We start from the raw sequence: 11,672 nt of genomic DNA on the forward strand, positions 1-11,672 counted from the left end.
GCTGGCTAGGGGCCGGGCGACCTGATCCTTACGAGGACGGCCCCGCTATGCCCAGAACTGCCGAACCAGCTATCGACCTCGCTGACGCACTCGACGCGATCGCGAAGGTTCCCACCGACAGCCTCGATCCGGCGACGGTCGACGCGCTCGACGTTGCGCGCCGCGCCATCGTCGCACTCGGCAACACCGAGACCGCCACTTGGGCAGTCAAGACACAGCCGACGATCTCAGTTGTCCAGTACGCGAACCTGATCGGCATCAACCGAATCACGGCTTATGAGCACGTCGAGCGCGGTGATATTCCGTCGATCAAGGTCGGCCGGCGCCGACGCATCCCGGCCGCGGTCGTCCGCCGGCAACTCGGCATCGAGGATGCGTGACGCGATGCCCAACAACGAAGGCCGGCAACAATTGCCGGCCCCCGAACGCCTCTCCAACAAAGGCAACGCCGAGTCTATCCGTCCGACAGCGTTCGAGGAATGGCGCGCAATCCCCGGCTACGTCGGCGTCTACGAGGTATCGGACCTCGGCCGCATCCGATCACTCGACCGCACGATGGTCAGCGCGATCGGACACGCGACACGCCGGACCGGGCAACTGATCTCACCCGCGCGAGACAGCAAAGGCCACCTCGTTGTCAGCCTTTACGGGCGTGACCACACCAAGCGCAGCTTCCGCGTCCACAGGCTTATCCTGGCCGCGTTCGCCGGCCCGTGCCCGCCCGGCCACGAGGCACTGCACCGCAACTCCCGAGCCGACGACAACCGGCTCGCGAACCTGACGTGGGGCACCCCCGCCGATCTCGGCAGGCTCACCGTCCAGAACGGACGGCACCCGATGGCCCGGCGAACGCACTGTGCCCACGGCCACGGCTACACCCCCGGGAACACTCGCATAGTCCGGCGTTCCGAAGGTCGCACTGTTCGCGCCTGTCGCGCCTGCCTGGCCATCCACGGCAGGAGGCCCCAGCGATGAGCCCACACGCAGCGAAACGTCAACGCCGCAGCCAGCCGCGCCGCAACGTCGTGGATGACATGCGGCGAGCCGAACGCAGCAACCTCGACAGCCACGGCGACCGGAAGATCGACGAGGCCCGGCAAGTCCTCGAACGCCGACAAGCCGGCGCGGTCAGCACTGCGGCTGTGACAACCACCGTCGACTCACCCGACGTCGACCTCATCGGCCCCCACCACGTACCGCTTCCCGAGGAACCCGTAGCTCAGGACGACGGCCCTTCTGAGCATCGCCCGCGACGCTCCATGCGCGCGCCTTTGGCCGATCGCCTGCTCACGCTCTCGTCGCTCGGCGAGCTCCGCATACCGACGCCCCTCGTCGACGGGCTGCTCTACCGCGGAACCCTCGCCCAGCTAGCCGGTCCCGCCGGCAGCTACAAATCGTTTCTCGCGATCGCCGTTGCCTGCTCCGTAGCGGCTGGTACGGACCTCGACGGGCAAAGGGTCGGTGAACCCGAGCACGTCATCTACGTCGCCGCTGAGGGGGCGGCAGGACTGCGTGCTCGAATCCTCGCGTGGTGTGAACACCACGGCATCGAACCCCGCGCACTCGAACCGACGCTTCACGTCCTACCTCTGCCCGTCCAACTCGATACCAGGACCACCGACGTCGCCGAAGCCGCCGCACTCGCCGAACAATTTCATGCCGCGCTCGTCATCCTCGACACCCGATCGAAATGCACGATCGGCATGGAAGAGAACAGCAACACCGACCAGGCCAAGGCCGTCGCGGCCGCCGAGCAAATTTCCGAAGCGAGTGGCGCAACGGTCCTCGTCATCCACCACACCGGCCGTGACGGGAACAACCCGCGCGGGGCGACCGCATGGGACGGCGGCGTCTGGTCCGATCTGCGCATCAAGGAGGGCAAGAACTTCGGAGTCACGGTCCGTTGCGAAAAGCACAAGGACGCCCCGTCGGGATGCTCGCACGGCTACCAACTCGTCGAGCATCAAGTATCCGAGGATGCGATGCCGGGCAGGTCCGAGAACGTGCGCAGCACCCTCGTTTGTGTCTCACGAGGGGGTGAGACTCTCCGTCCTGTGTCTAAGTCAGAAAGTCTCATCGTTGAAGCGCTCCGTGAGACTCCCAGCGTCAAAGCCGGGCAGCTGACCGATGCAACCGGAATCCCAAGGGCGACCGTCTACAAACGCCTAAGCGCACTGGTAGAGAACGGAAACGTGGTCAAGTCGGGTGACCGCTACTCCCTTACCTCGTCCGCAGTCGCTCAGCGGAAAGTCTCATGAGTCTCACCATAGTCTCACCCAAGTCTCACCCCACGGTCACCAGTATCACCCACCCCACACCCTTAGGGGTGGGACTGAGACTCGGGAAGTGAGACAGGACATGGTTGGTCGCGTTTCTGCTCCGCTCCTTCGTCGCTCCGTTCCGCCCCAAATCGCTCCGCTGGCGCTCCACGATTTACGCCGGCCGTTATCACAACAGGAACGCCAAGCAGGCATCTCACGCCCTCACCACGAGGCAAGAGGTTCGCGGAGGGAGGGACGACCGGAGCGGTTCTCGCGGCAGCGGAGCGAGGCACGAGCGGAGAACCGAACCCGACCACCAACCGAGGCGAGACGCCGACGACGACCAGCCACCCACGAACTCGGCGACCACCCACGTCGACCTCAACCACAAAGCGATCGCGAGCACCACACCAGGAGGGCACCGGACCGCTGCCGCACGAGCAGCAACCACCGACCGATAGATCTGCCAGCCCTCCAGCGAGACAGGAACCCACGATGACCACAAGCCACGGCGGATACCCGCCACCCGACGACGAGGACGACGACCAGATCGCCGCCCAGTTCCTCGACGTCCTCCGCGCCCGCCTCGACGCCGCCGGCGAATACGGGTCGGTACCGTGGCGCACCGAACGCGACGCCCAGATCCAGCGACTCGCCTCACTCGGCTGGACCGACGCCGACCTCGCCGCCCACTACCGAATCGGCCGCGACACCGTGCGCGCAGCACGCGTCCGCCACGCCAGCAACACGACGAGACCCGACCCGGCGACCATCCGCCGCCACAGCTACCTCGTCCGCATCCCCGACTACGCGATCGACCTCGCCGTCGACCACGACACAGCAACCCGTCTGCACAGCCTCATCAACGACTACGGCATCGACGCCCAGATCGTTCGCCACGACTGACCGTTCGCTTTGCGACGGTTGTCACAGGATCAGACTCGTAGATCGCCCCTAGAAGGTGACACACCTAGAAGGCACCAGGCCAGTGCCTTTCTATCGGTCGTTTACGATTCGCTGAACATCGTCAGAGGAAGAGTGCGTCTTGACAAAACTGATCGGAACCGCCGCTGCCGTGGCACTCGCGCTACTTGCAGCGACAGGATGCTCCACCGACGAACCAACGTCGACCCCACCGACAACAGAACTCGCCAGCGCTCCGACCACCACTAGCGTTCACGCCACGACGACAAGCTCCGCCCCATCCACGACCCAACAGCAGCCCGCCGCCGTGTCATCGGTCCTCACAGCACTGACAACACTCGGCTATGCATGCAACGCTGAGACCGACATGACGATCTGCACCAAAGACTCCGGCGAACACTGGCAGATCCGCGAATCGCCCCAAGGCGATGGTGACCGCGCCTTTGTAACCGCGGCGTGTGAGGCCGGAGTCAACGACGACGGCAGAGTCATCACAGACGGGGCACGGGTCGTGATCTACGCCGGTAACGACGAGGATCTAGACGCTCTCGTCACGACTCTTGCCAGTGTGGGCCTATCCGGGCTTGAAGCCATCGACTACTGCTAGCGACCGTAAGCCACACACCCACCAAGGATGCGCAACGAGACTCTTTCACTGTCGACGCTCGACCCGGGTGTTCGGTCTGTTTTCGTCGTTTGTTCGCCCGGTGAGCCCGCGTCGTCGCCGCTCCGCCTCCCGCTGTTGAAACTCTCTCCACGCGATACGCCGCGCCTCGTGATTACCGAACGCCCACATGCTCAGCAACACCCGTCTACCCGCGTACGGATTGGCCGCCCCGGGTCGGGAACTCAGCCCCTCAAGGTAGGCCTGCTTCGCTGCCTCCGCAGTTGGCAGCAGCTGTGACCGGCGGTCACGTTCGCGAGGAATCACCATCACCTATCGCCTCGTCGTCGAACTCACTACCAGGTGTCCATGTCTCGCGATGCTCGGCACCGTGCTCGGCGACGTACCGCCGTCGGTTGCCCATTGCGGCCCTAGCGATCTCGGCATCTGGCGACCACACCGATTCAGTGACTATCGGCCATCTCGGCGTCTCGACCTCGGACCGCCGGCGGATCGGTGGAGGTGTCCACCCGACCGACAGTGTGGCACCGTCGTCGAGATCGTCGAGCGCGAGGACCGTCGACCACTCAACACTGGTACCCGGCTCGACGAACGCAGCGAACCCGATCCGCTCGGCCCGGTCTGCGCCCGGCCGATGCACGTAGACCACCACACGGTGCGCCGGCCCGTCGCCGAAGTTGCTCACCGTGCCCGCGAACCGCAGACCACCCTGCGCCGGCCGCACCTCGCCGGCGAACTCCCAGTCGACCGTCGAGCGAGTCCACCACGCCCGCACTATGACACCACCGAGTGACGCGAGCGAGATCCCGGCCGCGATCCACGACGACAACGTGCCCCAGTCCATGTCGGAACCGTAGCGACCCCGTCGCCAGCAGGACACCCGAATCCCCGCAGTGTGCCGAGAGTGTGCCAAGAACCGCACGACCAAGCCAATACGGAACCGACCGGCAAAGCCTGTTTACACTGGTCAGAGCCGATCGAGGCGACCATCGCCGACCCTGCTCGAACACATGAGCTCGCTCTTACACACCAGCGGTCAGGGGTTCGAATCCCTTTGCGCGCACCAGTGTCCCCAGGAAAACGCAGCAATTTGATGTTCCGCTGTTGTTGGACATGCCTCGATTGCGACAGTCTGTGCAACTGTTCGGTGTTCCCGTCCAGGTAGCAACCTCGGAGGGCGAGACGGCGCAATGCCAACACACAGACTGCCCACGCGGCGAAACCCTCATCCACCATGCCTCGGACCTCTCCGGACAAGGACCCATCACCACCATGCCGAGTCTTTGCATAACGCTGTCTGGCAACCGGAAGAGTCCGTTGACCCTGAACGCTCCGACGCACTCCACCAACTTGGCCGCGAAGTCGCCCAAGCACTCACTTTGGCGACCGGCGGCGAAGTCGACGAACTGCAGGCCCTTATGGCCGGTGTCGCACTTGGCTCGGACTCTAAACACACGATTTCTCAACGACTTCTACACTTCACGGAGGACCGTGAGCATGACCGACGCCACCCTCGCCACCCCCTCAAACGTCGAGAGAATGAACGAACACAGGGCCAATGCCCTCCACGAAGCCGCTAACCAACCTGGCGTTCATACGGATGTCTCTTCAGACCGTGAGGAGGTGACCGTGGAGGGAGTATCAGATTAACGGTGTAAGTGGCGTTTTCGGTTAGTTGTCTTCGCTGGCCGGCATGCGGTCGGCGAAGGTGATGGCGAATGCGTTGAGTGCTGGTTTCCACCGCATTGTCCATCGTTTCTGTCCGGTGCCGGTCGGATCGAGCGACCGGGTCACCAGGTACAGGCACTTTAGCGCCGACTGCTCGTTCGGGAAATGCCCACGAGCCCGCACTGCGCGCCGGTAGCGGGCGTTGAGTGACTCGATCGCATTCGTCGAGCAGATCACCTTACGGACCTCGATGTCGTAGTCGAGGAACGGTATGAATTCTTGCCATGCGTTGCGCCACAACCGGATAGCTGCCGGGTACCGGTGCCCCCACTCGGCGTCGAACGCATCCAGCGCCTCGGCCGCGGCTGCAGCGGTGGGGGCGGTGTAGATCGGTTTGATCGCCTTGGCGATAGCATCGCGGTGCTGGCGGCCGGCATAGCGGAATGTGCCCCGGATCAGATGGATGACACACGTCTGCACCACCGTGTCGGGAAAGACCGCCCCGACCGATTGCGGCAGGCCTTTTAGCCCGTCGCAGACGAGGAAGAAGATGTCGGCTACACCCCGGTTCTTCAGCTCGGTAAGCACCGCCAGCCAGTACTTTGCCGACTCACCATCGCCTTCACCTGCCCACATCCCGAGCACGTCACGATGCCCGGCCAGATCCACCCCGATCGCGGCGTAGATCGGCCGGGGCCCTACCTGCCCATCGCGGATTTTGACATGGATGGCGTCGATGAACACCGCGGCGTAGACGCGTTCGAGCGGACGGGCATGCCAGGTGGCCATCTCTTCGAGCACCCGGTCGGTGATCCGGCTGATCGTGTCTTTGGAGACCGCAGCACCGTAGATGTCGGCGAAATGGGCGCTGATTTCACCGGTGGTGAGCCCACGGGCATACAGCGACAACACCACCTCATCCACATCAGTCAAGCGGCGTTGGCGCTTCTTCACGATCTGCGGCTCGAAGGTGCCCGCCCGATCCCGCGGGACATCGATCTCGACCTGCCCACACGCATCAGTCAGCACGGTCTTCGACCGAGACCCGTTGCGCGAGTTGCCACTCCCGCGACCACGCTGGTCGTGCTTGTCGTAACCGAGATGCTCAGACATCTCTTCATCGAGCGCCGTCTCGAGCACCGTTTTGGTCATCGCTTTGAGCAACCCATCCGGACCGGTCAGGCGGACCCCCGGCCTCCCGGGCCTGGCGGACCAGCTCGCGTTCATCGACGCTGCGGTCCGCAGGCACCTCGACGATCCCGTCATCGTGTTCATCAGATGGCTCCACAGCCACAAGAGTGTCGGTCATGATGCGACCTTCCTGCCCCCGACACACCGAGGGCGGTAAGGCCACTTACACCGTTCTCACGACAGTCCCACCGTGGACTGATAACCCCAGACTGTCGGCGCTATTACCGTCACCGTCGAATCGTCCTACCCGTTGACAGGTGGCGTCATTGAGCACGGTGTACGAGTTGTGGAGGCAATCAAGGAAGCCACTACGCGCTGAAATCACCTACAGCGTCGCCTAGTTCATCGACCGATCCCGGACTCATATTTGCAGCCGATCACAAGGGAACATCTTGTCCAGAGCCCTCACCGCCACCATCCTGACCATTGCGGGCATCGCCCTAACTAGCGGAGTCGGCGTAGCGTCTGCCGATCCCGCTGCCACCGTCTCGTACAACGCCCGGTTTTGCGCCGACGTGAAACAGGGCAACAAAATTGCCGTTCAAGTAAACGAGTGAACCGCCCCGGGTCTGTCGGAGGCTCTCGAACCTGTGAAGGATGGAGAGCATGGCAGCACCACGCAAGTACAGTGAGGAACTCAAGGACCGGGCCACCCGGATGGCATGTGAAGCGCGACGAGATCCCGATTCGTCGAGAGGTGCGATCAAGCGGATCGCCGATCAGCTCGGAGTCCATCCCGAGGCGTTGCGCAATTGGGTTCGTCAGGCCGAGATCGACGGCGGGGTCCGCCCGGGCACCACGAGTGAGGACGCTGACCGCATCGCGGCGTTGGAGCGGGAGAACCGTGAACTGCGGCGAGCGAACACGATCTTGAAGCAGGCTTCGGCTTTCTTTGCGGCGGAGATCGACCGCCCACAGCGCTGATCGTGGAGTTCGTCGCGGCTCACCGCGATGAACACGGAGTCGATCCGGTCTGTGCGGCATTGCGCGATACGTCCGCCCAGATCGCTCCGTCCACGGTACGAGCCCACCTGAGCCCCCAGAAGACCGAGGCGCCTCGTGTGGTGCGTGACCGGGAGCTCCTTACCCAGGTCCGCGCGGTGCATGCCGACAACCTCGGCGTCTACGGTGCCCGCAAGGTGCATGCCCAATTGCGCAGACAGGGCCATAGTGTTGCCCGCTGCACCGTCGAGCGATTGATGAAAGCCGATGGGCTGCAAGGGATAGCGAGACTCAAGACACGCAAGACCACGCGCAGCGAGGGAGCTGAAACACCCCGGCCGGCTGACCGGGTCAACCGTCAGTTCACCGCGGCGGCACCGAACGCGTTGTGGGTGGCGGACCTGACCTACATCCGCACCCACTCGGGCTGGGTGTACGCGGCGTTCGTCCTGGACGTGTTCTCGCGGATGGTCGTCGGCTGGCAGGTCTCGACCACCATGCACACCGACCTCGCCCTCGACGCCCTGAACATGGGATTGTGGGCACGGTCGCGTGCCGGCCACGACGTGGCCGGGCTGATCCACCACTCCGACCGCGGAGTGCAATACCGAGCCATCCGCTACACCGAACGACTGGCCGAAGCCGAAGCGGTGACATCTGTTGGCTCCAAAGGGAATTCATACGACAACGCGATGGCTGAGGCGTTCAACTCGCTGTTCAAAGCCGAATGCATCCGTAACCCCGTGATGCGCCCGCGAGGCGGCTGGGCAGGTGTGGGCGAGGTCGAGATCGCCGTCGCTGAGTACGTCGAATGGTTCAACCACCGCCGCCTGCACGGCGAGATCGGACACGTCCCACCCGTCGAGTACGAGAGCGCCTACTGGTCGACCCACACCGTCACCAGCTACCGTGAGAACCCGGTCCCCGCAAACGCTGGAACCAACTAACCGAGCCTCCAGCAAACCCGGGGCGATTCAGAGAAACCAGCGAATACTTACCCGTGGGGCGACGCGCCCGAGGAAACCTGGCACGGTCCGCGGATAGGGGATGCACCATTCGACACCTGGGTCGAACAAGTTCCCAATAACCCGTATCCCGGAGGAATGTGGTGTCACACCGTCGTTCGGACGGACCTGAAAGAGGGCGATTGGGTCCGTCTCATACATCGCGCCGCCGGCCGCGGTATCGCCACCCAGATGACCGAGGTAGTGAGAGCCAATGGTGTGGTAGCTGAGCGCCTGATCGGCGGTACAGGCTGGGCGGCTGGCCCCGGACCGGGCGCTGGTCTCTGGACCATTCCGGCGCCTGTAATTCCGGAGCCTGTAGACCCTGATCCTCCTACCGAGCCCACCGAACCCACTGATCCGCCATCTACGGGCGGTGGTTCCTTGCCCAGCTTCGGGAGCTCGTAGCTGCCCCGTTCCACTAAGCTATAACCGCGCAGCACTTGGCCTTCCAGAATGTAAATGGCAGCAGCTTTACCATCCCGCAGCTTGTCATGCCGCTTCGGTGCTAGCACCGAAGTCTCTGGAGAGACAGTCTCCGCGCGCGCGGCAGGGGTACGTTGGTCGAACTCGCTGCTAACCTCAGCGCCATGCCTACGGATAAAACTGTCTTCGTGAGCTGGTCTGGCGAGTTAGCCAAAGCAGTAGCCCAGGTCATTCAAGAGTGGTTACCGACGCTGGTCGACGACATCGAGCCCTGGGCATCGTCGACAAGCATCCAGGCTGGCATGGGTTGGTTACATGAAGTCAACACCAAGCTGACCGCTGCTCAGTTCGGCATAGTTGTAGTTACCCTTGAGAACAAAGACCGTGAGTGGCTGAACTTCGAGGCCGGCGCTTTGGGACAACGATTCGTCAATGACGAGCGTGGTCGAGTCGTCCCAGTGATGGTCGACTTCACGAATACGAGCGACCTTCCATCCACTCTCAGTCAGTTCCAGGCCATCCATCTCGAAAAAGAAGGCCTGCGCAGCCTAGCGAGGTCTCTTGCCAGGGCTCTTGAAAAGAACGAAGCTCCGGTTACAGAGCGTTTTGAGAATTCCTGGCCGAGTCTCGAACGTAAACTATCGAAGGCGAAGGCGACACCCAGCGCTACGCCAGCGCGCTCCCATCAAACCAAGGTCGACGAAATTCTTGAGATCGTGCGAAATGAAGCAAAGAACAACGCAACCCTCGCGCATGCCGAGGCCAGGGACGAGATCGCAGCGCGAATTATAGCCTCGGCCAATATCCACTCAATTAGATTTTATGGCTTGAGTGAGACCCAATATACGAACATGGTGCTCGAGATTAAAGACGGCCAGAACTTCACCGAACAAGAGATTCAGATATACGAACGAGCACTTAGCGCCGTCTGGAACGCGCCATACAGAATCATCACCCATTCGGAGGCGGCAACTAGCCCGCTTCTCGATGCGGTCCGTGAAAGGACCCACCGATAGTGTCTATCTTGAGGCTTTCTTGACATGGCACGCACGTGAAGGCCAACTCCTGCGCATCAAAATTGCCGCCGCAGTCGTCGCGAAGCGATCAAGGCCCTGTCTTCGACCCCTGCCCACATTCAGAACCCGCACTCCCGTGTGTCTCTGAGACGACGTCCAAGTCAACAATCACTCTCCTGTGAACCCAGCCGTCACGACGTCCGACGTCGAGCTGCCGGTATTCAGCCATCGGGTCGCGAGGTGTGCGGCCGTGGCCGCCGCGCTTGTGACATCGACACTGGGCACATACGCGCCCAAAGCGCGACGGTGAGATCAGCATGAACGCTTCCGGGAAACTAGCTCGATGGCGAAGATCGCCTATGTAGTCGATCGCAACCGATAACATAGCCCCTAACCGCGCGCCCATCGCGACTCGCAACTGTGAACCGCTACCGGCTCAACCACTCTCGGGTGTACACGTCCTGCCAGCGCACCGAGATGTTGCGTCGGGCGGCAGCACTGCTCTCGGTCCCGAGGGTGTCGATCAGCACGTCGTCGACGATGTCGCGCACCTCGTCGGAGAGCGCGGGCAGGTCGTCGGCGTACCGGGCGATCAGGCCGACGCGCACGCCGTCGACGGTGTCGCCAGTGCCGTCGACCGACACGAAGACCGTCAGGCGGCCGAGTTCGCGGCGGGTGCGCACGGCGATGAGTTGTTTGACGACGCGGTCGCTCGTGTTGACGCGCAGTTCGTCGGTCGCCAGGGTCCGAGCCGGCCGCCGAATCCGTTGCAGGCTGCCCGAGATCGAGGTGATCAGCCGATCGACGTCACCGATGGGTTCGTCGGCGGCGATCTGCTGTGTCGCCTCGACGAGCCAGGCGTCGGCGACGTCGGTGGCCTCGAAGTCGCGTCCGTGCTTGTCAGGCACCGACCTCGCCTCCCTCCGCGTCGTCGACGGTCTCCGTCGGTGTGATTCTCGGTTTACCAGGGTTCCACGGCGCCAAACGGGTCGACAGGAACTTCCGGCTCCGTTGGAGATGACCGCGCACCGATCCGGTGGTGATGCGCAACACCTGTCCGATTTCCTCGAGGGTAAGCCCCTCGACTTCCTTCAGCCACCACGCGGCGCGCGAATTGGCGGGGAGATTGTCCAATTCGGCGCGCAGGGCATCCATGAGCAGACTCCGTTCGGCCATGTCGGAGGGCAGCGGTCCGGCGGCCTCGAGTTCGGCGAACCGCTCGTCGTCGAACGGGACGTCGCGTCGGCGGCGGTGGTAGTCCACCGCCTTGCGGTGCGCGATGGCGAACATCCACGTGCGGAAGCTACTCCGGAAAGCGAAGTCGGGCAGCCCCTTCCACGCGTCGAGCAAGGTCTCCTGCGTGAGGTCCTCGGCGGTCTGCTGACCGTCGACCATCCGCAGCATGTATCGCAGCAGACCCGGGGTCACGCGCCGGACGAGCACGTCGAACGCCTCGGTGTCGCCGACTGCGGCCGCGCCTGCGAGTTCGTCATCACCGAGCCCCGAAAGGGTCAGCGCAGACAGGTCGAGCGGCTGTCTGTGAGCTGAATCACCGGTATTCATGCGTGCAACTCCCCCCGTCCGTCCCGACTGACCTTACAGACGGATCGTGAAC

Annotated in this window: 10 protein-coding genes, 1 pseudogene and 1 other annotated feature; of the genes and pseudogenes, 7 read left to right on the plus strand and 4 right to left on the minus strand. The window is 63.3% G+C overall.

The annotated features are described in order from the left end of the window. Positions 1–47: 47 nt before the first annotated feature. The 5 genes from LEL84_RS06305 (at position 48) to LEL84_RS06325 (ending at position 3,792) form a co-directional block, all read left to right on the plus strand. Positions 48–380 (plus strand): excisionase family DNA-binding protein, encoded by a 333-nt coding sequence (locus LEL84_RS06305; protein WP_226513585.1) that lies wholly within the window; start codon positions 48–50, stop codon positions 378–380. A 4-nt stretch (positions 381–384) separates the two neighbouring features. Then, positions 385–975: an NUMOD4 domain-containing protein gene (locus LEL84_RS06310; protein ID WP_226513586.1), complete on the plus strand. Its 591-nt coding sequence runs from the start codon at positions 385–387 to the stop codon at positions 973–975. A 296-nt stretch (positions 976–1,271) separates the two neighbouring features. Further along, complete coding sequence (locus LEL84_RS06315) at positions 1,272–2,258, plus strand: AAA family ATPase (protein WP_226513587.1); 987 nt, start codon at positions 1,272–1,274, stop codon at positions 2,256–2,258. Between the two features lie 498 nt (positions 2,259–2,756). After that, complete coding sequence (locus LEL84_RS06320) at positions 2,757–3,167, plus strand: hypothetical protein (RefSeq protein WP_226513588.1); 411 nt, start codon at positions 2,757–2,759, stop codon at positions 3,165–3,167. 139 nt (positions 3,168–3,306) lie between these two features. Next, positions 3,307–3,792, plus strand: a complete 486-nt coding sequence (locus LEL84_RS06325) for a hypothetical protein (protein WP_226513589.1) — start codon at positions 3,307–3,309, stop codon at positions 3,790–3,792. 304 nt (positions 3,793–4,096) lie between these two features. Here the strand turns inward: LEL84_RS06325 and LEL84_RS06330 are convergent, their stop codons facing one another. Then, positions 4,097–4,654: a hypothetical protein gene (locus tag LEL84_RS06330; protein ID WP_226513590.1), complete on the minus strand. Its 558-nt coding sequence runs from the start codon at positions 4,652–4,654 to the stop codon at positions 4,097–4,099. 827 nt (positions 4,655–5,481) lie between these two features. Continuing rightward, positions 5,482–6,787 (minus strand): annotated as a pseudogene (locus tag LEL84_RS06335) (IS256 family transposase). A 488-nt stretch (positions 6,788–7,275) separates the two neighbouring features. Here LEL84_RS06335 and LEL84_RS06340 point away from each other — a divergent pair. Beyond that, positions 7,276–8,558 (plus strand): IS3 family transposase gene (locus tag LEL84_RS06340; RefSeq protein WP_226513591.1). Its coding sequence is split into 2 segments (ribosomal slippage): positions 7,276–7,564 and positions 7,564–8,558, totalling 1,284 coding nucleotides; the frame shifts between segments, so codons are not numbered across the junction. After that, positions 7,554–7,682 (plus strand) — a sequence feature (AL1L pseudoknot). Its footprint overlaps the gene before it by 129 nt. A 647-nt stretch (positions 8,559–9,205) precedes the next feature. Beyond that, entirely contained in the window at positions 9,206–10,057 is an 852-nt protein-coding gene (locus tag LEL84_RS06345) for a TIR domain-containing protein (protein ID WP_226513592.1), read from the plus strand. Positions 10,058–10,485: 428 nt separating this feature from the next. Here the strand turns inward: LEL84_RS06345 and LEL84_RS06350 are convergent, their stop codons facing one another. Then, positions 10,486–10,965 (minus strand): hypothetical protein, encoded by a 480-nt coding sequence (locus LEL84_RS06350; RefSeq protein WP_226513593.1) that lies wholly within the window; start codon positions 10,963–10,965, stop codon positions 10,486–10,488. Then, positions 10,958–11,620: an RNA polymerase sigma factor gene (locus tag LEL84_RS06355; RefSeq protein WP_226513594.1), complete on the minus strand. Its 663-nt coding sequence runs from the start codon at positions 11,618–11,620 to the stop codon at positions 10,958–10,960. The genes LEL84_RS06350 and LEL84_RS06355 overlap by 8 nt, the downstream gene beginning before the upstream one ends. Between the last annotated feature and the right edge of the window lie 52 nt (positions 11,621–11,672).

It is taken from the genome of Gordonia sp. WA4-43 (assembly GCF_020520305.1).
GTDB classification, from domain to species: domain Bacteria; phylum Actinomycetota; class Actinomycetes; order Mycobacteriales; family Mycobacteriaceae; genus Gordonia; species Gordonia hongkongensis.

What these genes read in the sequence shown, in the direction of transcription:
- LEL84_RS06305 (WP_226513585.1), top strand. Translation starts at nt 48, where the DNA reads ATGCCCAGAACTGCCGAACCAGCTATCGACCTCGCTGACGCACTCGAC.
- LEL84_RS06330 (WP_226513590.1), bottom strand. Translation starts at nt 4,654, where the DNA reads ATGGACTGGGGCACGTTGTCGTCGTGGATCGCGGCCGGGATCTCGCTC.
- LEL84_RS06345 (WP_226513592.1), top strand. Translation starts at nt 9,206, where the DNA reads ATGCCTACGGATAAAACTGTCTTCGTGAGCTGGTCTGGCGAGTTAGCC.
- LEL84_RS06310 (WP_226513586.1), top strand. Translation starts at nt 385, where the DNA reads ATGCCCAACAACGAAGGCCGGCAACAATTGCCGGCCCCCGAACGCCTC.
- LEL84_RS06320 (WP_226513588.1), top strand. Translation starts at nt 2,757, where the DNA reads ATGACCACAAGCCACGGCGGATACCCGCCACCCGACGACGAGGACGAC.
- LEL84_RS06355 (WP_226513594.1), bottom strand. Translation starts at nt 11,620, where the DNA reads ATGAATACCGGTGATTCAGCTCACAGACAGCCGCTCGACCTGTCTGCG.